At 72.5% G+C, this 22,876-nt stretch carries 19 protein-coding genes and 1 tRNA gene; 9 read left to right on the top strand and 11 right to left on the bottom strand.

Annotated features, from left to right (window positions below):
• Window positions 1-8: 8 nt before the first annotated feature.
• On the bottom strand, window positions 9-1,379 hold the full coding sequence (locus AB0M29_RS26655) for an FAD-linked oxidase C-terminal domain-containing protein (RefSeq protein WP_365386878.1): 1,371 nt from the start codon (window positions 1,377-1,379) through the stop codon (window positions 9-11).
• 33 nt (window positions 1,380-1,412) lie between these two features.
• Complete coding sequence (gene hppD, locus AB0M29_RS26650; protein ID WP_365386876.1) at window positions 1,413-2,567, bottom strand: 4-hydroxyphenylpyruvate dioxygenase; 1,155 nt, start codon at window positions 2,565-2,567, stop codon at window positions 1,413-1,415.
• Window positions 2,568-2,690: 123 nt separating this feature from the next.
• Between hppD and AB0M29_RS26645 the strand changes: the two genes are divergently transcribed.
• The 3 genes from AB0M29_RS26645 to AB0M29_RS26635 all read left to right on the top strand — a co-directional run bounded on the left by AB0M29_RS26645 (window position 2,691) and on the right by AB0M29_RS26635 (window position 5,214).
• Window positions 2,691-3,170: an Lrp/AsnC family transcriptional regulator gene (locus AB0M29_RS26645; RefSeq protein ID WP_365386874.1), complete on the top strand. Its 480-nt coding sequence runs from the start codon at window positions 2,691-2,693 to the stop codon at window positions 3,168-3,170.
• Between the two features lie 95 nt (window positions 3,171-3,265).
• Window positions 3,266-3,898, top strand: coding sequence for a helix-turn-helix domain-containing protein (locus AB0M29_RS26640; protein WP_365386872.1), 633 nt, complete (start codon window positions 3,266-3,268; stop codon window positions 3,896-3,898).
• Between the two features lie 26 nt (window positions 3,899-3,924).
• Window positions 3,925-5,214, top strand: coding sequence for an MFS transporter (locus AB0M29_RS26635; RefSeq protein WP_365386870.1), 1,290 nt, complete (start codon window positions 3,925-3,927; stop codon window positions 5,212-5,214).
• Here AB0M29_RS26635 and AB0M29_RS26630 read toward each other — a convergent pair.
• The 4 genes from AB0M29_RS26630 to AB0M29_RS26615 all read right to left on the bottom strand — a co-directional run bounded on the left by AB0M29_RS26630 (window position 5,211) and on the right by AB0M29_RS26615 (window position 10,704).
• A complete protein-coding gene (locus tag AB0M29_RS26630; protein ID WP_365386869.1) occupies window positions 5,211-5,999 on the bottom strand; it encodes a S16 family serine protease in 789 nt (262 codons plus the stop codon). The two genes, AB0M29_RS26635 and AB0M29_RS26630, sit on opposite strands and share 4 nt — an antisense overlap.
• A gap of 115 nt (window positions 6,000-6,114) precedes the next feature.
• Window positions 6,115-6,921: a helix-turn-helix domain-containing protein gene (locus AB0M29_RS26625; protein WP_365386867.1), complete on the bottom strand. Its 807-nt coding sequence runs from the start codon at window positions 6,919-6,921 to the stop codon at window positions 6,115-6,117.
• A gap of 254 nt (window positions 6,922-7,175) precedes the next feature.
• Window positions 7,176-8,963: a DEAD/DEAH box helicase gene (locus tag AB0M29_RS26620; protein WP_365386866.1), complete on the bottom strand. Its 1,788-nt coding sequence runs from the start codon at window positions 8,961-8,963 to the stop codon at window positions 7,176-7,178.
• A 268-nt stretch (window positions 8,964-9,231) separates the two neighbouring features.
• Complete coding sequence (locus tag AB0M29_RS26615; RefSeq protein ID WP_365386865.1) at window positions 9,232-10,704, bottom strand: MFS transporter; 1,473 nt, start codon at window positions 10,702-10,704, stop codon at window positions 9,232-9,234.
• Between the two features lie 181 nt (window positions 10,705-10,885).
• Between AB0M29_RS26615 and AB0M29_RS26610 the strand changes: the two genes are divergently transcribed.
• Window positions 10,886-10,960, top strand: a tRNA-Cys gene (locus AB0M29_RS26610).
• Window positions 10,961-11,026: 66 nt separating this feature from the next.
• Here AB0M29_RS26610 and AB0M29_RS26605 read toward each other — a convergent pair.
• Window positions 11,027-11,437 (bottom strand): organic hydroperoxide resistance protein, encoded by a 411-nt coding sequence (locus tag AB0M29_RS26605; RefSeq protein WP_365386862.1) that lies wholly within the window; start codon window positions 11,435-11,437, stop codon window positions 11,027-11,029.
• A 142-nt stretch (window positions 11,438-11,579) separates the two neighbouring features.
• Between AB0M29_RS26605 and AB0M29_RS26600 the strand changes: the two genes are divergently transcribed.
• Window positions 11,580-12,521 carry an AraC family transcriptional regulator gene (locus AB0M29_RS26600; RefSeq protein ID WP_365386859.1) on the top strand — a complete coding sequence of 314 codons (942 nt, stop codon included), beginning with the start codon at window positions 11,580-11,582 and terminating at the stop codon, window positions 12,519-12,521.
• Here the strand turns inward: AB0M29_RS26600 and AB0M29_RS26595 are convergent.
• A complete protein-coding gene (locus tag AB0M29_RS26595) occupies window positions 12,518-13,252 on the bottom strand; it encodes a Type 1 glutamine amidotransferase-like domain-containing protein (RefSeq protein ID WP_365386856.1) in 735 nt (244 codons plus the stop codon). The two genes, AB0M29_RS26600 and AB0M29_RS26595, sit on opposite strands and share 4 nt — an antisense overlap.
• A gap of 98 nt (window positions 13,253-13,350) precedes the next feature.
• On the opposite strand from AB0M29_RS26595, the gene AB0M29_RS26590 reads away from it, so the two are divergent.
• The 4 genes from AB0M29_RS26590 (at window position 13,351) to AB0M29_RS26575 (ending at window position 17,690) form a co-directional block, all read left to right on the top strand.
• Window positions 13,351-14,097: an isocitrate lyase/phosphoenolpyruvate mutase family protein gene (locus AB0M29_RS26590; RefSeq protein ID WP_365386854.1), complete on the top strand. Its 747-nt coding sequence runs from the start codon at window positions 13,351-13,353 to the stop codon at window positions 14,095-14,097.
• Window positions 14,098-14,223: 126 nt separating this feature from the next.
• A complete protein-coding gene (locus tag AB0M29_RS26585; RefSeq protein ID WP_365386852.1) occupies window positions 14,224-16,233 on the top strand; it encodes a hypothetical protein in 2,010 nt (669 codons plus the stop codon).
• Between the two features lie 86 nt (window positions 16,234-16,319).
• Window positions 16,320-17,381 (top strand): hypothetical protein, encoded by a 1,062-nt coding sequence (locus AB0M29_RS26580; RefSeq protein WP_365386849.1) that lies wholly within the window; start codon window positions 16,320-16,322, stop codon window positions 17,379-17,381.
• Between the two features lie 18 nt (window positions 17,382-17,399).
• Window positions 17,400-17,690, top strand: a complete 291-nt coding sequence (locus AB0M29_RS26575) for a hypothetical protein (protein ID WP_365386847.1) — start codon at window positions 17,400-17,402, stop codon at window positions 17,688-17,690.
• 48 nt (window positions 17,691-17,738) lie between these two features.
• On the opposite strand, the gene AB0M29_RS26570 is transcribed toward AB0M29_RS26575, so the two are convergent.
• The 3 genes from AB0M29_RS26570 to AB0M29_RS26560 are packed head-to-tail and all read right to left on the bottom strand — an operon-like array spanning window position 17,739 to window position 22,644.
• Window positions 17,739-20,054, bottom strand: coding sequence for a xanthine dehydrogenase family protein molybdopterin-binding subunit (locus tag AB0M29_RS26570; protein ID WP_365386845.1), 2,316 nt, complete (start codon window positions 20,052-20,054; stop codon window positions 17,739-17,741).
• Window positions 20,051-21,775: a (2Fe-2S)-binding protein gene (locus AB0M29_RS26565; protein ID WP_365386843.1), complete on the bottom strand. Its 1,725-nt coding sequence runs from the start codon at window positions 21,773-21,775 to the stop codon at window positions 20,051-20,053. Before AB0M29_RS26565 ends, AB0M29_RS26570 begins: the two co-directional genes overlap by 4 nt.
• Entirely contained in the window at window positions 21,772-22,644 is an 873-nt protein-coding gene (locus AB0M29_RS26560) for an FAD binding domain-containing protein (protein ID WP_365386841.1), read from the bottom strand. Before AB0M29_RS26560 ends, AB0M29_RS26565 begins: the two co-directional genes overlap by 4 nt.
• Window positions 22,645-22,876: the final 232 nt, after the last annotated feature.

Genomic DNA, 22,876 nt, shown 5'->3' with positions numbered 1-22,876 from the left:
GCCGGTGATCAGAAGAGCTTGCCCGGGTTCAGCAGGCCGAGCGGGTCGAAGACCGCCTTCACCCCTCGCTGCAACTCCACGCCCGTCGGCCCGAGTTCCCGGGCGAGCCAGTCCTTCTTGAGCAGGCCCACGCCGTGCTCCCCGGTGATGGTGCCGCCGAGCGCCAGCCCCAGCGCCATGATCTCGTCGAAGGACTCCCTGGCCCGCCGCGACTCGTCGGCGTCCTGGGCGTCGAAGCACACCACGGGGTGGGTGTTGCCGTCCCCGGCGTGCGCGCACACCCCGATCGTCAGGTCGAACTTCTCCGCGATCTCCGCCACCCCGTCGAGCATCGCGCCGAGCTTGCCCCGCGGTACGCACACGTCGTCGATCATCGTGGCGGTGGACAGCGTCTCCAGCGCGGTGAGCGACAACCTGCGGGCCTGAAGCAGCAGTTCGGACTCGGCGGCATCCTCGGCGGGGACCACCTCGGTGGCGCCCGCGGCGCTGCACAGCGCGCCGAGCGCGGCCAGGTCGGCGGCCGGGTCCGCGGTGTCGAACGCGGCCAGCAGCAGCGCCTCGGTGGACTCCGGCAGCCCCATGTTGGCCATCGCGTTGACCGCCCGGATCGTGGTGCCGTCCATCAGCTCCAGCAGTGACGGCACATGGCCGCTCTCCATGATCGAGCAGACCGCCCGGCAGGCGGCCGCCGCGGAGGGGAACTCCGCGACCAGGGCGAGCTGGACGGGCGGCGCGGGCCGCAGCGCGACCACCGCCCGCACCACCACCCCGAGGGTGCCCTCGGAGCCGACGAACAGCCGGGTGAGGTCGTATCCGGCGACGCCCTTGGCGGTCCTGCGCCCGGTGGTCAGCAGCCGCCCGTCGGCGAGCACCACGTCGAGGCCGAGCACGTACTCGGCCGTGACGCCGTACTTCACACAGCACAGGCCACCCGCGCCGGTGCCGATGTTGCCGCCGATGGTGCACTGCTCCCAGCTCGACGGGTCCGGCGGGTAGTACAGGCCGACCTCGCCGACGGCACGGGAGAGCACCGCGTTGACGACGCCGGGTTCGACGACCGCGATCCGGTCGACCGGGTCGATCTCGAGGATCCGGTCCATCCTCGCCAGCGACAGCACGATGCATCCGGTGACCGCGTTGGCGCCGCCGGACAGCCCGGTGCGGGCGCCCTGCGGCACCACCGGCACCCGGAGCGCGGTCGCGGTACGCATCACGTGCTGCACCTGCTCGACGGTGCGCGGCAGCACCACGGCCACCGGCACACCGGCGGCCGAGAAGCTGGCCATGTCGTGGGCGTAGGACGCGACCACGTCCGGGTCGGTCAGTACGGCGTCGGCCGGGAGGCCGGAGTTCAGCAGCGTGATGACATCGTCGTCCATACGCCCACCCTGGCACTTCCCGGTACCTGTGGGCTACAGGTTGCCGCGGCGCTCCTGCTCGCGCTCGATCGCCTCGAAGAGCGCCTTGAAGTTGCCCTTGCCGAAGCCCATCGAGCCGTGCCGCTCGATCATCTCGAAGAAGACGGTGGGCCGGTCCTGCACCGGCTTGGTGAAGATCTGCAGCAGGTAGCCGTCCTCGTCGCGGTCGACGAGGATCTTCAGCTCGCGCAGGGTGTCGACGGGCACCCGCGTCTCGCCCGCCCAGTCGCCGAGGGTGTCGTAGTACGAGTCGGGGGTGTCGAGGAACTCCACGCCCGCGGCCCGCATCGCGCGCACGGTGGCGACGATGTCGTTGGTGGCCAGCGCGATGTGCTGGACGCCGGGGCCGCCGTAGAACTCCAGGTACTCGTCGATCTGGGACTTCTTCTTGGCGATCGCGGGCTCGTTGAGCGGGAACTTGACCTTGCGGGAGCCGTCCGCGACGACCTTGGACATCAGCGCCGAGTACTCGGTGGCGATGTCGTCGCCGACGAACTCCTTCATGTTGGTGAAGCCCATGACGCGGTTGTAGAAGGCCACCCACTCGTTCATCTTGCCGAGTTCGACGTTGCCGACGCAGTGGTCGATGGCCTGGAAGAACCGCTTCGCGGGCGGCTCGACGACCGGGCCGACGGCGTCGTAGCCGGGCAGGTAGGGGCCGTCGTAGCCGGAGCGGTCGACCAGGGTGTGCCGGGTCTCGCCGTAGGTGGCGATGGTGGCGAGCACCACGGTGCCGTGCTCGTCCTTGAGTTCGTACGGCTCGGTGAGGCCGGTGGCGCCGTGCGCGAGGGCGTACTCGTAGGCGGCCCGCGCGTCCGGGACCTCGATGGCGAGGTCGACGACGCCGTCGCCGTGCGCCGCGACATGGGCGTCGAGGAAGCGGCCGTGCTCGGTGGCGGCCTTGATGACGGAGGTGAAGACGAAGCGGGCGCCGCCCGACTCCAGCACGTAGGAGGCGGTCTCGCGGCTGCCGTTCTCCGGCCCGGCGTACGCGACGCGGCGCATGCCGAAGGCGGTCGAGTAGTAGTGCGCGGCCTGCTTGGCGTTGCCGACGGCGAAGACGACGGCGTCCATGCCCTTCACCGGGAAGGCGTCCTTGGTGGCCGTGGCGGGGGTGTTCTCCGTGGCTGCGTCCTGGGTCTCAGTCATGACAAAAGCGTCTCTCCGCCTCTCAGAGTGCGCAACAGTTCCCGTTTCGGCTGGACATACTGCTCAGCCGAAGCCACGATCGACGGGTCAATCTGTGCATCATGACTATGGAAGGGGCCCCGGATGGCGATCGACGCGCTGGACGGCCGGCTGATCACGCTGCTCGCACGGGAGCCGCGGATCGGTGTCCTGGAGGCGTCCCGGCGGCTGGGGGTGGCGCGCGGCACCGTACAGGCGCGGCTGGACCGGCTGCTGGCGGGCGGGGTGATCCGCGGCTTCGGCCCGCAGGTCGATCCGGCGGCCCTCGGCTACCCGGTGACGGCCTTCGCCACCTTGGAGATCAAGCAGGGCCAGGGCCCCGAGGTGCGCGCCCACCTGACGACGGTGCCCGAGGTGCTGGAGCTGCACACCACCACCGGAGAGGGCGACATGCTGTGCCGGCTGGTCGCCCGGTCCAACGCCGATCTCCAGCGGGTGATCGACCGGGTGGTGGGCTTCGAGGGCATCGTCCGCGCGGCCACCGCGATCGTGATGGAGAACCCGGTGCCGCTGCGGATCATCCCGCTGGTGGAGCAGGCCGCCCGCGACACCCGGGCGGAGTGAGGCCGCAGGGTTAGTGCGGGGTCCTTGCGGCATCAGTGCAAAGAGCTTTGCAAAGACCGTTGCAAAGGGTTCTTTGCGTTTGTACGCTGATCGGCATGACGAATGACGGCTCGACGCCGCGCGCCGCCGGAGTCCCGGCGGGACCGCTGTCCCCCGAGGACATGGTGACCCTCGACGCCCACTCGCTGCGCGGCCTCGCGCACCCGCTGCGGATGCGGCTGCTGGCCGCGCTGCGCGACCACGGAGCGGCCACCGCCTCCCAACTCGCCGACCGGCTCGGCGAGTCCAGCGGGGCCACCAGCTACCACCTGCGGCAGCTCGCGGCCTACGGGTTCGTCGAGGACGTGCCGGAGCGCGGCACCGCGCGCGAGCGGTGGTGGAAGGCGGTGCACCGGGGCAACCGCTTCGACAGCATCGAGGAGTTCGTCCGGCACCCGGACCCCGCGGTCCGCGGCGCGATCACCACCTTCCTGTTCGAGCACGCCACCAGCAGCGCCGAGCAGTTGACGACCTGGCTGAGCACCATGCACGAGTGGCCCGAGGAGTGGCAGCGCGCCTGGGACGCCAGCCGGTTCACCCTGCGGCTGACGCCCGAGCAGGCGCAGGAGCTGTCCACGCAGGTGCACGCGCTCATCGAGGGCTTCCGGGAGCGCGAGAGCGCCGACGGCGACGACGGCAGCGAGCGGCTGCGCGTCCAGTTCCACAGCTTTCCTGTCACGTCCGACTGACCGACTGCCCAGCGGGGGGACCGATCATGACCGCACGCACCGAGGAACCGAACACCGGCACCGCCGCCGACGCGCCCGGCGGGGGCGGCAGCCGCCATCCGCTGGGCCTGCTGCTCACCGCTAACGTCATCTCGGTCACCGGCAACATGCTCACCGTCGTGGCCGTCCCGTGGTTCGTGCTGCAGACCACCGGCAGCCCGGCGCGGGCCGGTCTGGTGGCCTTCGCCGGTACGCTGCCGGTCGTCCTGGCCGCGCTGCTCGGCGGGCCGCTGATCGACCGGCTGGGGCTGCGCCGTACCAGCGTGATCTCCGACGTGGTCTGCGCGGTGGCGATCGGCGCGGTGCCCGTGCTGCACCTCACCGCCGGGCTGGCCTTCTGGCAACTGCTGGTGCTGGTCGCGATATCCGGGCTCTTCCACGCCCCCGGCGAGACCGCCCGCGAGGTGCTGATGCCGCAGCTCGCGGAGCACGCGGGCACCACGATCATGCGGGCGTCGAGCGCGTACGAGAGCGCCTCGCGCGGCGCCCGGATGCTGGGCGCGCCGCTGGCGGGTGTGCTGATCGCCGTCACCGGCGCCGCGGACGTGCTCTTCCTGGACGCGGGGACCTTCGCCGTCTCCGCGCTGCTGATCGGCTTCGGGGTGCGCCGCGGGGCGCGGCCGCCGCGGCCGAGCGAACCGGCCACGCTGCGCGGCTACCGGGCCGAGTTGCGCGAGGGCTTCGCCTATCTGGTGGGCGCCCGGCTGCTGTTCGCGGTCGTGGTGATGGTGATGGTCACCAACGCCCTCGACCAGGCGTGGTCGGCGGTGCTGCTGCCGGTGGACGCCCGGCGGAACCTCGGCGGCTCGGTGAGCATCGGTGTGGTCTCCGGCACCTTCGCCGCCGCGGCGCTCACCGGCTCCCTGCTCTACGGCGCCTTCGGCCACCGGCTGCCGCAACGCGCCCTGTTCATCGGGGCGTTCCTGGTCTGCGGCTTCCCCCGCACCGCGGTCGCCGCCGTCTTCCCCGGGCTGGCCCCGCTGGTGGCCACCTGCGCGGTCTGCGGGCTCGCCGCCGGCGTCCTCAACCCCATCATCGGCACCGAGATGGTCCGGTTGGTCCCCGAGCGCCTCCGCAGCCGCGTGTTCGGCGCCGTCACCTCCGGCGTCCTGGTCGCGGTCCCCCTCGGCGGCCTCCTCGGCGGCTACGTCGTCCAGTACGCGGGCCTCACCGCCGGTATGGCCACCGTCAGCGCCCTCTACCTGCTGACCACCCTCAGCCCGCTGTTCCTCCCCGCCTTCCGCCAGTGGAACACCCCGCCCGAGCCCGCCGTCTAGCAGCTGGGCGTCTTCTGCCCCACGTCTAGGGCGGCGAGGGCCGCCAGCGCGCCGTCGAGGTTGTCGACCGGGATGAGCTTCAGCCCGGCGGGCAGCTCCGGCTTGGCGTCGGTGCACTCGGCGCGGGGGACGAGGAAGACGGTGGCGCCGTCGCGGCGGGCGGCCTGCTCCTTGAGCGGCACGCCGCCGACGGCGCCGACCTTGCCCGCGGCGTCGATGGTGCCGGTGCCGGCGATGTTACGGCCGCCGGTGAGGTCGCCGCCGCGGCCGTTGCCGTCGATCTTGTCGATGATCCCGAGGGTGAAGAGCAGCCCGGCGCTCGGTCCGCCGACGTCGGCGAGGTGCAGGTCGACCTTCACCTTCGCGGGCGACAGCCCGAGGTGCTTGAGCGCCGCCGCGGTGGCGTCCTGCTGCGAGTCGGTCATCGCCTTGAGATTGACCTTCTCGATCTCCTTGACCGAGCCGCCGCTGGGGTAGACCGAGTCCCGCGGCATGACCGCCTGGTCCTTGTTCCACCACGCGCTCCAGACGTCGGTGAAGTGCACCGAGGCGTTCGGGGCGGTGGCCTGGATGGTCACCATCCGCAGCTGCCCGCTGGTGGTGCGCGTCGGCGTCCCACTGACCGTGATCACGGCGGTGCCCTTGTCCGCGCCCAGGACGTTCGCGGTCAGGCCGGGCTCGACGATCGAGACCGGCAGCGGTGCGAACGCGGCCACGGCCAGCAGGGCGACGACGACCGCCGCGCAGGCGGCGAGGGTCACGGACCGGCGGGAGAGGTGAGGCATGCGCTCGACCTTATTTCACCCGGCGCCCGACCCAGAACGCCGTACCCGACCCGTACCCGACCCGTGACCATGCCCGCGAGGTGACGGTCGTCACACCACCTCGCGGGCACCGGCATCAGCGCAGGGCGTCCGCCACCTCCGTCGCCGCCTCGACCACGCGCGGCCCCACCCGCTCGGGCACCGACTCGGCCAGCATCACGACGCCGACGCTGCCCTCGATCCCCGGCACCCCGAGCAGCGGGGCGGCGGCGCCGCTGGCGCCCGCCTCCAGCTCGCCGTGGGTCAGCACGTAGCGGACCGGCGGATCGGCGGGTACGAAGCCGCCGGCGGACGCGGTGAGCGCGGTGGCGGTGTGGGCGCCGGCCAGCGATCCGCCGCCCGCGCCCGCGACCGTCAGCTCGCCGTCCTCGACGCCCTCCACGGCCTCCTCGCCCTCCGGGAAGCGCACCCAGCTCAGCCCGTCGGGCGCGGGCTGCATGCCCCGGCCCGCCAGGATCGCCCGGCCCGCGGCGCCCCGGTCCAGCGGGTGCCTGAAGCCGGTGCGGTAGGCCACGTGGTAGTCGGTCCAGGTCGGCTCGACCACGGCGACGGCCAGCGCCTCGCTGCCGTCGACCAAGGTGAGGTGGGCGGTCGCCCCTATCTCCTCGGCCAGCGAGCGCAGCGCCGGAAGCGCCGCCTCACGCAGCAGCGGGTGCACCTGATGGGCCAGGCCCAGCACACCGAGCCCCACCCTCGCCCGGCCGCCCAGGTCACGGCGGACCAGGGAGTGCTGTTCCAGGGTCGCCAGCAACCGGTACACCACCGTCCGGTTCACGCCGAGTTTGGCGGCCAGCTCGGTCACGGTCAGCCCGTGGTCGGTGTCGGCGAGCAGCTTGAGGACCCGCAGGCCCCGGTCAAGCGTCTGAGACGTCTCCGCGGTCACGACGCCCCCTCCTCGTAGATTCGGCGGCGCATCTCAGGCGGTACACACTGCCGGTCCCGCGGCAGTGCGCGGAGAGGCCGCCGGTGTCGGCAGTACCGGCTGCACTCCGCGGCTGCACTGCCACGGCGCGTGCGTGACGGGCACGCTAGCGAGCGAGTACCGCTCAGCGGAAGGGGTCGTCCACAATCCGGGCGTTTGCTTGAGAGTCTCTTGAGGATCGGCTGACACGCGATCCTCGACAATCCGGCGGAAAGCTACCGCATTCGGGTCGCCCACTCCTGCACCTTCTTGATGCGTTCGGAGAGCTGTCCGGCGGTCGCCTCGGCGCTCGGCGGGCCGCCGCAGACCCGCCGCAGTTCGTTGTGGATCACGCCGTGCGGCTTGCCGCTCTGGTGGTTGTAGGCGGCCACGAGGGTATTGAGCTGCTTGCGCAGTTCGAGCAGTTGGCGGTGGGTGACGATCGGCCGCCGCTCGGCGGGCAGCTCCAGCAGATCGGCCTCCTCGTCCGGCTTCTTCCTGCTGTGCGCGATCTGCCGGGCCTGCCGCCGCTGCAGCAGTATCTGCACCTGGTCGGGCTCCAGCAGCCCGGGGATGCCGAGGTAGTCCTGCTCCTCCGCGCTGCCGGGGTGCGCCTGCATGCCGAACTCGGCGCCGTCGTAGAGGACCCGGTCGAAGACCGCGTCGGACTCCAGCGCCTCGAAGGGCAGCATGTCGTCCTCGGTGTCCTCGTCCTCGCCCTTCTCGGCCTCCGCGAGGAGCTTGTCCTCCTCCGCGAAGGGGTCCTCCTCGCCGGCCTTCTTCGGCTTGTCGAGCACGTGGTCGCGCTCGACCTCCATCTCGTTGGCGAACTCCAGCAGCATCGGGATGGTCGGCACGAACACCGACGCCGTCTCGCCGCGCCGCCGGGACCGTACGAAGCGGCCGACGGCCTGGGCGAAGAACAGCGGGGTGGAGATGGTGGTGGCGTACACCCCGACCGCCAGCCGCGGTACGTCCACGCCCTCGGACACCATCCGGACCGCGACCATCCAGCGGTCCTCGGACTGGCTGAACTCCTCGATCCGCTTGGAGGCGCCGGTGTCGTCGGAGAGCACCACGGTCGGCTTGTGCCCGGAGATCTCCTTGAGCAGCTTGGCGTAGGAGCGGGCCGAGTCCTGGTCGGTGGCGATCACCAGGCCGCCCGCGTCCGGGATGCCCTTGCGCACCTCGGTCAGCCGCTGGTCGGCCGCCCGCAGCACATTGGGGATCCACTCCCCCGTCGGCGCCAGCGCGGTCCGCCACGCCTGCCCGATGGCGTCCTTGGTCATCGGCTCGCCGAGCCGGGCGGCGATCTCGTCGCCCGCCTTGGTGCGCCAGCGCATGTTGCCGCTGTAGGACAGGAAGATCACCGGGCGGACCACGCCGTCGGCGAGCGCGTTGCCGTATCCGTACGTGTAGTCGGCGGAGCTGCGGCGGATCCCGTCGTTGCCCTCCTCGTACGCCACGAACGGGATCGGGTTGGTGTCCGACCGGAACGGCGTGCCGGTCAGCGCGAGCCGCCGGGTCGCCGGGTCGAACGCCTCCAGGCACGCCTCGCCCCAGGACTTGCTGTCGCCCGCGTGGTGGATCTCGTCCAGGATCACCAGCGTCTTGCGCTGCTCGCACCGGTTGCGGTGCAGCATCGGGCGTACGCCGACGCCCGCGTACGTCACCGCCACCCCGTGGTACTCGCGCCCGACCGGGCCCGCGCTGTACTCCGGGTCCAGCTTGATCCCTATCCGCGCCGCCGCGTCCGCCCACTGCGTCTTCAGGTGCTCGGTGGGCGCCACCACGGTGATCTGCTGCACCAGATGGTTGTGGAGCAGGTACGACGCCAGCGACAGCGCGAAGGTCGTCTTGCCCGCGCCGGGCGTCGCCACCGCCAGGAAGTCCCGTGGCTGCTTGGCGACATACGCGTCGATGGCCCCCTGCTGCCAGGCCCGCAGCTTGTTCGCCGTCCCCCAGGGCGCGCGGCCGGGGAAGGCGGGAGACAGGTGGTGCGGATGCGATGCGGTGGTAGTCACGGTCTCCGTTGAGAAGGTCGAGGCGGCTTTCCGGTCCGTACGAAAACCGCCTCAGCGTACCGGCCGCGCACCTCCGCACCCGGGTAGACGCCCCCGCACCACCCCAGGTGCGACCCACCTCACAGTCGCCGCGCGACGCCTCAGGCGCCGGGGGGCCTCGGGCAGGCGCGTCCCCGCGCGGGGGGCGCCTGGCGGCGGGCTGGCGCGCTGGGCGCGTGCCGCCAGGCTTCGGCTCGGTCGGCTCGGCTCGAAGGCGTCAGGCTTCGGCTCAGTTCGCGGGCGCCGCCGCCGGCTTGACGCGCAGGCGGGCCGCCAGGAAGACGCCTGCGAGGGCGAGGGCGGCCATGGGGAGGAAGACGGCGGCGAAGGCGGCCGGGTGGTGGTGGGGGGCCGTGCCGGTGGCGGTGGCGCCGATGGCGCCGCCGCCCAGGGCGGCGAAGACGGTGCCCGCGGCGCCGACCAGCAGGACGTTGGACAGCGCGTCACAGACCTGGAGCGCGGCGGAGTTGGCACCGGCCTCGTGCGGCGCCGACCGCTCCAGCAGCAGCACGCTGATGGTGGAGATGGCCAGGCCCATGCCCAGGCCCGCCCCGCACCAGGAGACGGCCACCACCCAGACCGGCACCCCGGGTATCAGCACCAGGCAGACCCCGATGATCGCGGCGGCGGACAGCAGCATGCCGAGCTGGACCATCCGCTCACGCAGCGGCGCCAGCCGCGGCCTGGCCTGCACGTAGGAACCGACCGCCCAGGTCAGCCCGCCGCCCGCCAGGGAGAAGCCCGCCATGGTGGCCGACAGCCCGCGCTGGGTGACCAGCATCAGCGGTATGAAGGTCTCGGCGGCGATGAAGGTGCCCGCCGCGACCCCGCGCATCAGTACCACGGTGGGCAGCCCGCGGGCCGCCCGGAAAGTGCCGCGCGGCAGCAGCCGCAGCGCCGAGGGCACGAGCAGCGCGGCACCCGCGATCGCCGGTACGGCCGACAGCGGGGTGATGTCCTGCCCCGCGTACTGCAACAGCGCCGCGCCGACCGCGAGCGCGACCGCGTACCAGATCCGCCGCCCGTCCCTGGCGGGATCGGCGGCGGGATCCGCGGCAGGATCCGCGGGCGGGTCCTGCGCCTTCGCGGTACGCCGCAGCGGCGGCAGCATGATCGCCAGCGGCAGCGCCACCAGCGCCGGAATGGCCAGGAACACCCAGCGCCAGCCCAGGTTCTCGGTGACCGTGCCCGACACCAGCGGCCCGACGATCGACGGCACCACCCATGACGCGGCGAAGGCCGCCATCACCGACGGCCGCAGCCGCGCCGGGTACGCCCGCCCCACCACCACGTACAGCGCGACGATCACCAGCCCGCCGCCGAGCCCCTGTATCGCCCGGCCGAGCACGAACGGCCACATCGACTGCGCGGTCCCGCTCACCACCAGCCCGGCCCCGAACCCGCCGATCCCCGCCGCGAGCGGCGCCAGCGGCCCGCTGCGGTCGCACCACTGCCCGCTGACCACCATCGCCAGCAGCGACGTCGTGAAGTACCCGGAGAACGCGAACGCGTACAGGCCCAGCCCGTGCAGCTCCCGCGCGGCGATCGGCATCGCCGTACCCACCGCGGTCGCCTCGAACGCGATCAGCAGCACCACGGACACGATGCCGAGCGTCAACGCCCGGTAGCGCCGCCCGAGCACCCCCTGCTCGGCGTCGGCGTCAAGGATCCCCTGCTCATCACGCGTCCCCACGACAGTCACCCGCCAAGAGTAAGGGGCAAACCCGCCTTACACCCCTGCCCTGCGTCCCTCTTTCCCTCCGCCTTTCGGCCTAGGGCCGTCCGGGTTTGTGAACGCGGCATGGCAGTCCCGTTGCACCCCCGCCCCCACCCTTGACCCCCCGCCCCGGCCCCCGCCAAGGTCGATGCAAGCACTCCAACACGGCCGTGTGCCCGAGTGGTTGAGGGACTCGCCTGCAAAGCGAGTTACGCCGGTTCGATTCCGGTCGCGGCCTCCACTGCCTGACCAGGCAAAGCAGAAGGGCGGCACCCGAAAAAGGGTGCCGCCCTTCCGGTTGTCCGGCTCAGTCGGCGAGCAGCTCGACCGGGATGTTGCCGCGGGTGGCGTGGGAGTACGGGCACACCTGGTGGGTGGCCTCGATGAGCTCGCGGCCGACGTCCCGGGGCAGGCTGTCCGGCAGCTTCGTCCGCAGTACGACGTCGAGCTGGAAGCCCCCCTGCCCGTTGGGGACGAGGCCGACTTCGGCGGTGACCGACACGCCCGAGACATCGATCTTCTTCCTCTGCGCCACCAGCCGCATGGAGGTGGCGAAGCAGGCCGCGTAGCCCGCCGCGAGGAGCTGCTCGGGGTTGGTGCCGTCGCCGGTGCCGCCCAACTCCTTCTGGAGGGCCAGTTCGACGTCCAGCTTGCCGTCCGAACTGAAGGCGCGGCCGTCGCGGCCGGTCGCGGTCGCGACGGCGGTGTACAGGCTCATGTCCTGCCCTTCTGGTAGACCGATCGGTCAATCTGCTTGGCGCACTCAGGCTATGGAGGCCAGGAGCCGCTCCCCATGGCTCACCGTCTCCGTTTCCTGTCCGATCGTCTTGTGTACGGCGGCCTCGCGATACGATCTGGCGATGGACGTACTCAGCGACGCGATCGGCGTCATGCGTACGGGGCGCCCGCATTCCACCGAGATCCGCAAGCACGCCCCCTGGGGGGTGCGGGCCGAGCCGTTCTCCGGGGCCGGCTTCCATGTGGTGCTGGAAGGGACATGCTGGCTGATCCCGCCGACGGGCGCCGCGATCCCCCTGGGCGTGGGCGATGTGGTGTGCCTTCCGCACGGCTGCGGGCACGCGCTGGCCGACAGCCCGTCGACGTCCCTGACGGGCGCGCCCTCGGCCTCCCTGCGGGCGATGGCGCCGGGCGCCGACGACGGCGAGGGAGCCACGACGGTCCTGCTGTGCGGCGCGTACACGCTCGACCAGACCCGGCCGCATCCCCTGTTCGAGGAACTGCCCGAAGTCATCCACCTTCCGGCACGTCTGGGCCACCGCACGCCGCTCCATACGGCCGTCAACCTGCTCGGCGACGAGATCGCCCACCCCGACCACGGAACCGAAGCGGTCGTGTCGGCCCTGCTGGACATGATGCTGCTGTACATCCTGCGGGCCTGGCTCGAGGAGCAGACCGACGACGGCCCGGCCACCGGGTGGGCCGCGACGCTGCACGATCCGGCGATCACCGCGGCGCTGCGCCACATCCACCAGGAACCCGCGCGGCAGTGGACCGTCGAAGCGCTCGGCGCGACAGCCGGACTGTCGCGCGCGGCCTTCTCCCGCCGGTTCACCACGCTGGTCGGCACACCGCCGCTGGGCTACCTGACCTGGTGGCGGATGACCCTGGCGGCGCGACTCCTGCGCGACAGCGACGGGCCGGTACAGACCGTCGCGCAGCGCACCGGATACACCTCCGAATTCGCCTTCGCCAAAGCGTTCAAGCGGGAGTACGGCCTGGCCCCCGGCCGGTACCGCCAGCAGTCGCGAAGTCCTGCCCTGCAGGCAACGGGAGACTCCTAGGGCTGGAAGAGCTTCCAGCGGCCCTCGGAGACGACCTCCGTGACGCCGTCGACGACCTTGAGAGCGGTCTCGTCGTCGATCGCGTAGGTGGGCGCGGGGATGTGGGACGCCCACAACTCCGCGTTGGGCAGCGAGGCGTCGGGGTGGTGCGGGTGGTCGAGGTGCGGGATGACCGCGAAGTCCACGAGGCCCGCGCCCTGCCCGGTGACCAGGATGCGGTCGACGTCGCCCTCGGGGGTGGTGAAGACGACGTCCTTCGAGCCGAGGGGGCCGTCGGTGCCGCGGGGCGGCTCTTCGTAGGTCTCGACGAAGGTGGAGGTGGCGGCGATGCTTCCGGCGCTCACGCCGACGTAGACCGCCTCGGGGCGCAGCGTCGGCAGCAGGGCGGTCAGACCGGAGCGCCGCATCCACTGGGCGAGGAAGAGGGGGTCGCCGCCCCAGAACAGCAGGGCGTCTGCGTCCCGGACCGTCGGCACCCAGGCGGCCTCGTCGATGCTCGGCAGCGCCGTCAGCTCCAGCACCCCGAGCGACTTCCAGCCCAGCTCGCACAACGGCGACGCGGACTGCCCGGTGATCGCGCGGTACGCCATCCCCGGCCCACCGGGGAAGGGGTAGATCGCGGTGGGCACGAAAAGGGCGTTGCATTCGGCGATCGGCTTGCCCAGCAGATCGACCAGCGCGGCGCGGATGCTGTCGTTCTTGATCCCTGACGAGGTGAGGAGCGCTCGCATGTTCCTGGCCTTCCTGAGGTGCCGTCGCTGATTGGCCCAAGATTTCAGGTGCGGATTGGTACACGTACGGGGGGCGGTGACACCGTAGCGTCGAGGGCATGACCGAGCGAGCGAAGCAGGCGAACACGGCGTCCGGGATTCTGCGGGCGCTGCACCACGGGCGGGCGGCGGACGATCCTCTGGTGCTGCCGGGGCCGTGGGACGCGGCGAGCGCGCGGGTCTTCGCGGACGCGGGGTTCCCCGCACTGGCGACGCCGAGCGCGGGGGTCTCGGCGTCGCTGGGGTACGAGGACGGGCGGACGCCCGCCGCCGAGATGTTCGCGGCCGTGGCGCGGATCGTACGGGCCGTGGACGTCCCCGTGACGGCGGACATGGAGGCCGGATACGGGCTGCCCGCCAAGGAGTTCGTGGAGCGGCTGCTGGAGACCGGGGCGGTGGGCTGCAACCTGGAGGACTCCGACCCGGCCGACAAGCGGCTGCGCGATCCCCGCGCGCAGGCGGAGTGGCTGGCCGAGGTCCGCGCCGCCGCCGGTGACGCGCTCGTCCTCAACGCCCGCATCGACACCTTCCTGCGCGGCGACCGCACCACGGGCGCCGCGATCGAGCGCGGCCTCCTCTACGCGGCAGCGGGCGCCGACTGCGTCTACCCGATCATGGCCCCGCCGGAACTGCTGGCCGAGATCGCCGACGTGGTCGGCCTCCCGGTCAACGCCCTCTCCCGCCCCGGCGGCCGCTCCCCCCGCGAACTGGGCGTCATGGGCGCCTCCCGCGTCACCTTCGGCGGCGGCATGCAGGCCCAAGCGCTGGAAGCGGTACGCGAGATGGCCGCGGGCCTGCGCGCCTAGCCGAAGCCCGCCGCCCCTCCTTACCCCTGGCCCCCGTGCTCACCAGGAACCTCCTGCGTAGTGTGGAGCGTCTTGGTCACGTCCGCCGCTCCCGGGCGGCGGACGTCTCGAGGGGGGGAGAGCGGTATGACGGAGTTCGCGGGAGTCGACCCACAGCGGGTGCGGCAACTGGCCAACAAATTAAAGGACCTGGCGGACACGCTGGAACGCGAGGCGCCGAACATCCGGAAGATGTTCGACGAGTGGCAGGGCACCCTCAACCAGTCGCTGCTGTCGCAGCAGGTGGCGCAGGTGCGCACCGACGCCTCCGACATGGCCAAGCGCGCCGACCAGGCGGCGAATCTGGCTCACACCCCGCATATCTCGGCTCAGGGAGACCCGCACGCGCACTGGAGCTTCATCCCCTGGGACGTGTCGCAGATCAACACGGCCCAGGAAGCCCAGCAGGAGGCGCTGGGCCTCAAGAACGCCATGGACAACCCCAAGGACCCGACCTCGCGCGCCACCATGAAGGAGGTCGCGCAGTCTCTGGCCGACCACCAGGACGACCCCGCCTACCTCCAGGCGTTCATGGCCAACGGCGGCATGGACCAGGCCGCCCGCGCCGCCCGCGTCCTGCACGCGCAGGACGGCACCCACGACGGTGTCGTCCTCAGCAAGGACTCCGAGGCGATGCTCGCCCAGTTCGCCCAGGGCGTGCAGACCGCGACCACGATGGCCGCGAACGGCAAGATCACCCTCCCGCAGGACTGGGAGAAGAAGCTCACCCAGCCCGACGGCGGCGACATGTGGTCGGTCGGCATGCTCTTCAAGTACGGCCCGCCCGGCGACAAGTGGGACGCCCACCTGCTCTCCGACGTCGGCGGCTCGATGCTGGACTGGCGCCAGAGCCACGAGATGCGGCCCGAATTCTCTGCGGGGGAGCTCCCGTACACGGGGAGCTATGTCGGCGACCGCAACGCCTGGTACACCTCACTCGGTCTGACGGTCGACTACCGCGACAGCGGCGGCCTGCACCCCGCCGAGATGCAGGGCATCGACGACAACGACCCGTCCATCGCCCTGATGCAGCGCGTCAGCGAGAACGCGGACGCGTCCCGCCTCATTCTCACCGGGGGGAAGGGACCCGACCACGCCGCCGCGCTGGTCAGCGACAAGTGGCACACGCCCGGCAACGACTTCGACGACGCCACATTCCCCGCGGCGGTCATCAGGGCGGCCACGCTGGACCGCAAGGGGCACCCGAACGAGTCAGCCGAGGCGGCGGCGAATCTCATCAACGCAGGCGGCGCCGAATACGGTACGGAGAAGGGCAAGAACGACAACCAGCGGACGCAGTACCCGCTCAACAAGGACATCACGCAGGCGCTGTCCACGGTCTTCCAGGCGTACGTATCCGACTTGGCCTACTCCACGGGTGTGGCGAACCAGGCGGCCGCTCCGTCGAAGGACCGGCCAGGAACGTTGATCACCGACCGGCAGCACACCGAGGACTTCCTCTCCATGATCATGCAGAACCATGACGAGGTGGGGAACGTGATCCAGTCGATCGACGCCCAGATCAGTCTCACTTCCGCGTCGGGCCTCGACGACCCCGGGGCGTCCGCCTACATGAACGACCTCGCCCAGTTGCGCGGTGAGGTGTCGAAGGCCGGCAGTAATGTGAAGGTCGACAAGGCGACGCTCACGGACGCCGAGCACGCCAAGAACCTGATGTGGTTCAACATCCTCGCCAGCGGCGCCGCCGCCGTCCCCAACCCGTGGGACCCCAAGCCCCTGCAGCTCACGCAGTCGGGGATCCAGGCCGCCATCTGGGCCGGAATCCCCTACCTCGACACGAAGTTCCAGTCGTCGTTCTCGACGAACAACGCGGCCACCGAGCAGAGCAAGACCCCGGCCCTCATGTACGACGACGACGCGTCCATGCAAGTGCCCATCATGCAGGGGCTCGTGCGGTCCGGAAAGCTCAAGCCGCCACCCGACCACCCGGAGTGGGCGGACGGCAACATCGCCATCAACACCCCTGCGGACCGGACATCCTTCAACGACTGGTGGATCTCCGCTCGCGCGTCCGACCCCAAGCTCGATACGTTCAGTCACGACATGGCCGACAGTTTCAAGCGCGGTGCGGAGTGAGGCCGTCAGGATCCCGCGTCCCCACCGGCGACGCGGTACACGGATCGAGGGGGGCCCAGATGCCGCACCGGACATCGCGACGGCGCGTGGGCGTTCTGACGGCGGTGCTGGCCGCGGCAGTCGTTGCGGCCAGCACCGCCGGCTGCTCGGGCGGCGGAGACGGCTGGAAAGCTCCGGACAAGGGGCAGGCGGCGGTGTTGGTCCGGACGGACGACACGGGCGACAAGACCAGCAGCACCGTCGGCCTCGGCTTCGGCAGCAGCATCGACGGTCTCGCCTTCGGCTCCGACGGCCAGGTCTACGGGCTCACCTCCGACCTGGTCAGGATCGACGGCGACCGTACGGCACACGTTGTGCTCGACGACCAGGCCAAGGGCGCCCACGGCCTGGTCGCCCAACCCGGCGGCGCCTTCCTGACCGGCACGGGAGCCACGGTCAGTAGCGTGCGCGCCGACGGGACGGTGACGGTGCTGGCCAAGGCCGCGGGGAACGATCGCACCATCGGGGCCGCCGTACCCGCCTCGGCTGCCGTGACCGCGGTCCACTTCATCCCCGGCGGGGCAGCGCCCTTCGGCCGGCGGCCGGACGGCTCCGTGCTGCTCGCGGACGGCGACGTCGTGTGGTCCCTCAAGGACGGCCGACTGACCCGCCTTTACCAGGCGCCCGCCTCGCACGACACGGGTGACCCCGACCTGGTGCTGCGAGGCAGCGCCGTGAACAGGTCCGGGACGGCCTGGGTGGCTGCCGGTTCGCTCGCCCACAAGGCGACCGTCGGCGACCTCAGGACCATCACCTCCGGCGGCGCGGTCGCCACGCCGCCGCTGCCCGCCAAGGTCGCGGGCGTGCCGGAGGACCTCGCCGCGCTGCGCCTCTTCTGGGTGGCCGACGACGGCGCCGACGGCGTCTACGCCCACGTCTCGGGAGCGTCCGGCGACTACGTCCTCCACCTGAGGCCCGGCGGCGCCCAACTCATCGCCGCCCACCGGGGCGACGCGAACAAGAGCACCGGCTCCGCGACGTGTGACCTGCCGCATCCGGTGGACGCCACCAAGCTGCCGTGCTGGCTTCCCTCGGCCCTCGCCTACCACGCGGGCCGCCTGGTGCTGGGCGGCGGTACTCCATACGTACTCACCATCGCTGTCAGCTAGCAACGGAGGAAGACTCCCGTGGGCATACCCGACGAGGACAAGCTCGGCTACCTCTGCCAGCAGGACATGAACAGCGTCGAGACCTCGGCACACAACATCCGTGCCGCTATCCAGGCCGTCAACGCCCTGATGGGCAAGGACACCTGGGTCGGCGCCGCCGCCGACAAGTGGGGAGGAGACTTCTCCGGCCGCATGAGCACGCTCGGCCGGCTCTTCGACTCCTACCCGGCCGAGGAGCAACGGCTGATCGCCAAGGCCCAGAAGGACCAGGCGGACATGGACCGCAAGCGCACCGGCGCGGGGCAGTGACGCCGGGCGCGAAGCGCTGAACTGACGGGGCGGCCGGGGCGATTCGCCTCAGGCCGTCGCCGTCGGCTTCACCACCGCCGCCTGGGGCCTTATCGGGAGGCGGCTCACCGGGCGGCCGGTGGCGGCGCGGACGGCGGCGGCGACGGCGGCCGGGGCGGTGACGACCGGGACCGCGCTGACGGCCTTGGCGCCGAAGGGGGCGACCACGTCGCGCTCCTCGACGAGTTTGACGATGCGGATGTCGGGGGCGTCCAGGGCGGTCGGCAGGGAGTAGCCCGTGAGGTTGGGGCGCTTGATGACGCCGCGGGGGGCGCGCAGGTCCTCCATGAGGGCCATGCCGACGCCCTGGGTGACGCCCGCCTCGATACGGGCGGCGAGCTGGCGCGGGTTGAGCACCCGGCCGACGTCCTGGGCGACGGCCATCTCCACCACGCGGACGGCGCCGAGTTCGATGTCGACGTCGACGACGGCGCGGATGGCGCAGAAGGTGAGGCCGACGAAGGCGTCGCCCTGGCCGGTCTCGTCGAGCCGGTCGGTGGGGTGCGGGCGGCACTGCGCGGTGGCCCACAGCTCCTTGCCGTCGAGCGTCTCGGCGACGGTGGTGGAGAGCACCCCGTCGTAGGAGGTGATCTTGCCGTCGGCGATGGTGAGCAGTTCCACCGACATCCCGAACTTGGCCGCGAGCGGCTGCAGCAGCTGGGTGCGGACCATCTTGGCGGCGCGTTCGACGGCGCCGCCCGACACCCAGGTGTGGCGGCCGCGGGCGGCGGCGCCGGCGGGCGGCTGGTCGGTGTCCGAGGGCAGCACGTGGACGTCCTCGATGCCGAGGACCTCCTGGACGATCTGCCGGGCCAGGGTGGTGAAGCCCTGGCCGGTCTCGACGGCTGCGCAGATGACGGTGGCCCGGCCGTCGTGCACGCGTACGGTCGCGGTCGACACCTCGTCGGTGCCTTCGGCGCCCAGCACGTGCACCATGCCGAGCGCGTAGCCGACACCGCGGCGCACCGCGCCCGGCTCGCCCGCGCCGGAGGTGCCGCCGGGCAGCAGCCACTGCGACTCGTCGTCGCCGTCGGGCAGCGGGGGCAGGTCGGCGTCGCGGACGGCCTTGAGGAGTTCGCCGACCGGCGCCGGGCAGGTGACGGTCTGGCCGGTGGGCAGCAGGTCGCCGGTGGCCATCACGTTGCGCATACGGATCTCGGCCGCGTCCAGGCCCAGCTTGGCGGCCAGCTTGTCCATCTGGCCCTCGTAGGCCGCGCAGACCTGGAGGGCGCCCTCGCCGCGGACGTGTCCCGACGGCGGGTTGTTGGTGCGTACCGCCCAGCCCTCGACGAAGACGTGCGGGACCACGTAGGGCCCGGCGGCGAAGGCCACGGCGGCGGCCAGCGCGTCGGAGGAGGCGTCGGCGTAGGCGCCCGCGTCGAGCAGGACCTGCGCCTCGACCTTGACCAGGCGGCCCTCGGCGTCGGCGTGGTGGCGGTAGCGCAGCAGCGTGGGGTGGCGGTGGGCGTGGCCGAGGAAGGACTCCTCGCGGGTGGCCACGAACTTCACCGGGCAGCCGGTCCTGAGCGCCAGCAGGCCGAGCGGGAGCTGGATGCCGGAGTCCTCGCGGTCGCCCATCGCGCCGGGCACACCGGTGACGACGACCTTCACCCGGTCGCTCTCCAGGCCGAAGCAGGCGGCGGCCAGGTCGCGGTCGGTGTGCGGGTCGGTGGAGGCCACGTAGAGCTCGACGCCGCCGTCCGGGCGGGGCACGGCGAGTCCGGCCTCGGCGCCGATCGGGGCCGGGTCCTGGCGGCCGACCCGGTACAGGCCCTCCACCACGACCTCGCCGACCGCCTCGGGGTCGCCGAAGCGCAGCGGGATGTGCCGGATCAGGTTGCCGTCGGGGTGCAGCGGCTCGGCGGCGAACGCCTTCTCCGGGTCGGTGACCGGTTCCAGCACCTCGTACTCGACGAGGATCGCGGCGGCGGCCAGCCGCGCGGTGTCGGGGTGGTCGGCGGCGACCGCGGCGATCGGCTCGCCGTGGTGCCTGACGATCTCGCTGGCGAACACCGGCCGGTCGGCGACCCGCCGCCCGTGCATCGCGTCGCCGGGCACGTCCTCGTGGGTGACGACGGCGCGCACGCCGGGCATCGCGACGGCCTCGGAGGTGTCGATCCTGGTGATCCGGGCGTGCGGGTACGGGGAGCGCAGCACGGCCGCCCACAGCAGGCCCTCGGCCCACAGGTCGGCCGCGTACGGGTAGGTGCCCTGGGTCTTGGCGAGCGCGTCGGTGGACGGCAGCGACACGCCGATGCCGTGCGGGGCGGGCGCCCCGGCCAGGCTGTCGGTGACGGCGGGAGCGCCGTCGACGATGCCGGTCATACGGCGCCTCCCGCGGGCGGGTTGGTGACCGGTCCGCCCTGGTGCGGCACTCGCGTCGGGTTGGCCGCGGCGCCGGACGCGCTGTCGGCCTCGGCCTCCGCCTCGCGGGCGGCGACCACCTGGCCGACGGCGTCGAGCACACCGCGGTAGCCGGAGCAGCGGCACAGGTTGCCGCAGAGCGCCTGGCGGGTCTCCAGGTCGGTGGGCTTGTGGTTGCCCTCCAGCAGGTCGTGCACGGTCATCGCCATGCCCGGCACGCAGAAGCCGCACTGCACGGCGCCGGACTCGGCCAGCGCCCGCTGGACGTCCGAGGGGCGGCCGTCGACACCCAGGCCCTCGACGGTACGGACCTCGCTGCCCGCCGCGGTGGCCGCGGGCACCAGACAGGAGGCGACGAGGCGGCCGTCGACCTGGACCGAGCAGGCCCCGCACTCGCCCTGTTCGCAGCCGTCCTTGGCGCCCGCCAGGCCCAGCCGCTCGCGCAGCACGTAGAGCAGCGACTCGCCCAGCCAGGCGTCGGTGACGGGCCGGTCGGCGCCGTTGACGCGCAGCGTGTACGAGGCGAGGGGGTGTTCGCTGCGGGTCTGCGGGACCGGCTCCGGCTCCGGCTCCGCGAGGGGCTCCCCGGTGGCGTCGACGGCGTCGGTGTCCTCGACCGCCCCGGCACCGTCGAGAGCCTCGGCACCGTCGAGAACCTCGGCACCGTCGAGAACCTCGGGACCTTCGGGACCTTCGAGCGCGGGGCCCGTGGTGGCCGCCGTCCCGTCCTCGGCGGCGTCCTCCTGGCCGGAGTGGCCGGAGTGGCCGGAGGCCGCCGACGCGTCGTCGGAGAGGTCCTGGAGGGCCGCCAGGGCCTCCGCGCCGTCCAGCCGGTCGAGTACCTCGTCCAGCGGGTGCGCGGCGGCCACGGCGTCGATCAGCTCGCCCTGGGCACGTGTCCTGGCCGCCGCGTCGTACCCGGCGTCCTGGCCGTATCCGTCGGTGTCGCCGTGCGGGCCGGGCGTGCCGTGCCCGAACGCGGTGTCAGGGGCGGCCTGATGGCCGGCGGCCGGGTCGGCGGGGGCGTCCTGGGCGGCGGGCGGCGGGCCCTCCGGGTCGTCGACCACGCCGGACCACGCGGGCTCGGCGGGCGGCCACGGGATGCCCTCGGTGACGTCGGGGCCGGGGAAGGGCATCGCCCAGTGCCCGCTGAGGTGCTGCTCCTGCGCGGCGGGAAGGTGGTGCTCCGGCGTGCCGCCGAGCCCGTCGCCCCGCGGCTGGGAGTGCTCGGGCGGGGACGGCTGCTGCTGGTGGAGCTGCTCGTGCGGCTGCTGGTGGGACTGCTGCTGCCGGGCCTGCGACCGCTGCGCGTGCGCGGCGGCGGCGGCGCCCTGGCCGAACATCCCCGCCGGGAACGACTGCGTGGGCGCGGGCGACGGCGCCTGGTCCCAGGGCGCGGCGAAGGAACCGACCGAGAACTCACCGGAGTCCCCGTCGGTGTCGTCCCTTATGACCGGAATCGACCAGGTGGTCGCCGCGTCGGAATCCCCCACCTCACCCGCGGGACCGGCCGGGCCGTGCGCCCCGAGCGGGTCCTCGCCCGGCCGCGGCTCGGGCGGCAGTTGGGCGGCGAAGGAGACATGCATGGTCTGGTCGGGGTCGTAGTCCCCGCCGCCGGGAACCGGCTGCCAGGCCCCCGAGTTTCCGGGCGCGCCCGGCTGCGGCTGCGGCTGGTCGGTCATGCCAGTGCCCTCCCGAGCGCTCGACGGGACAGTGCGGCCACAGTACGACGGAGCTGTACGGCGGCGGGCGGCAGTTCGACTCCGGGCTGGTCCGGAATGCAGGCGGCGGCCACGTACTCGCCGAAGGCCGTGCACGCTTCCGGGGCCAGGTTGCGCTCGCCGTCCCAGTCGATCAGCCCCGCGACCCACTGCTCGGCCTCCAGCGGCCGCAGCGGCACCGGCGCGACCGCGCCCACGGAGCAGCGCACCTGGCGGCGCGCGGGGTCCACCACGAGCGCCACGGAGGCCACCGCGCGGCCCGGTCCGGTGCGGCCGGTGGCCTTGAGGAAGGTCTGCGGGGCGTGCAGCAGCGGGATCCGCACGAAGGCCAGGAGCTCGCCGGGGCGCAGCGGGTCCATGCCGGTCAGCAGGTGGCTGACCGGGAGTTCACGGTCGCCCTCCGGCCCGGCGACGATCACGCTGGCCTCCAGCGCGGCCAGCACCGGCAGCGCGTCGCCGGTGGGCGCGGCGGAGGCGATGTTGCCGCCGAGGGTGCCCGCGTTGCGGATCTGCGGCGGTCCCGCGGACCGGGCGGCGGCGGCGAGGGCGGGGATCAGCGCGGCGAAGTCCGGGCGGCCCATCCGGGCGTGGGTGAGGCCGGTGCCCAGCAGCGCGGCGCCGTCGGCGTACTGCCAGCCGCGGATCTCGCTGATCCGGCCGAGGCCGACCAGCGCCGCCGGGCGCAGCAGTCCGGAGTTGACCGCCGCCATCAGGTCGGTGCCACCGGCGACGGGCACGGCAGTGGGCATGGCGGCGAGCGCCGCCACCGCCTCGTCGAGCGAGGTCGGCAACGTGACGTTCTCCGCCGTCTGCCGTGCATACGTGCTCACGCAGCCTGCCCCTTCCCGGCCTTCCTCCGTCGCGCGGTAGCCGTACCGTACGTGCTCACAGCCCGGACGTGGCAACTCTGGCACATGTTCCACGGTGGCCGACGCGAGGGTCCACGAAGTACCGGTCCGTCCGTCACGGCCGTGATCGTACGGCTCCGACGGAATAGGCCGCTGTGCCGGAATTGCCTTTCTTGAGGTGTGTTGCGGCGGTACGACAGACCACCGTGCCAGC

This window comes from Streptomyces sp. NPDC051976 (assembly GCF_040680795.1).
Taxonomy (GTDB): domain Bacteria; phylum Actinomycetota; class Actinomycetes; order Streptomycetales; family Streptomycetaceae; genus Actinacidiphila.
Note: the sequence above shows the minus strand (reverse complement) of the source record. Positions and strands in the feature narration are given on the sequence as shown.

Bases quoted from the DNA above. Each gene is read 5' to 3' on its own strand.
- AB0M29_RS26655 (WP_365386878.1), bottom strand. From the start codon at position 1,379: ATGGACGACGATGTCATCACGCTGCTGAACTCCGGCCTCCCGGCCGAC.
- hppD (WP_365386876.1), bottom strand. From the start codon at position 2,567: ATGACTGAGACCCAGGACGCAGCCACGGAGAACACCCCCGCCACGGCC.
- AB0M29_RS26645 (WP_365386874.1), top strand. From the start codon at position 2,691: ATGGCGATCGACGCGCTGGACGGCCGGCTGATCACGCTGCTCGCACGG.
- AB0M29_RS26640 (WP_365386872.1), top strand. From the start codon at position 3,266: ATGACGAATGACGGCTCGACGCCGCGCGCCGCCGGAGTCCCGGCGGGA.
- AB0M29_RS26635 (WP_365386870.1), top strand. From the start codon at position 3,925: ATGACCGCACGCACCGAGGAACCGAACACCGGCACCGCCGCCGACGCG.
- AB0M29_RS26630 (WP_365386869.1), bottom strand. From the start codon at position 5,999: ATGCCTCACCTCTCCCGCCGGTCCGTGACCCTCGCCGCCTGCGCGGCG.
- AB0M29_RS26605 (WP_365386862.1), bottom strand. From the start codon at position 11,437: ATGAGCCTGTACACCGCCGTCGCGACCGCGACCGGCCGCGACGGCCGC.
- AB0M29_RS26600 (WP_365386859.1), top strand. From the start codon at position 11,580: ATGGACGTACTCAGCGACGCGATCGGCGTCATGCGTACGGGGCGCCCG.
- AB0M29_RS26595 (WP_365386856.1), bottom strand. From the start codon at position 13,252: ATGCGAGCGCTCCTCACCTCGTCAGGGATCAAGAACGACAGCATCCGC.
- AB0M29_RS26590 (WP_365386854.1), top strand. From the start codon at position 13,351: ATGACCGAGCGAGCGAAGCAGGCGAACACGGCGTCCGGGATTCTGCGG.
- AB0M29_RS26585 (WP_365386852.1), top strand. From the start codon at position 14,224: ATGACGGAGTTCGCGGGAGTCGACCCACAGCGGGTGCGGCAACTGGCC.
- AB0M29_RS26570 (WP_365386845.1), bottom strand. From the start codon at position 20,054: ATGACCGGCATCGTCGACGGCGCTCCCGCCGTCACCGACAGCCTGGCC.
- AB0M29_RS26565 (WP_365386843.1), bottom strand. From the start codon at position 21,775: ATGACCGACCAGCCGCAGCCGCAGCCGGGCGCGCCCGGAAACTCGGGG.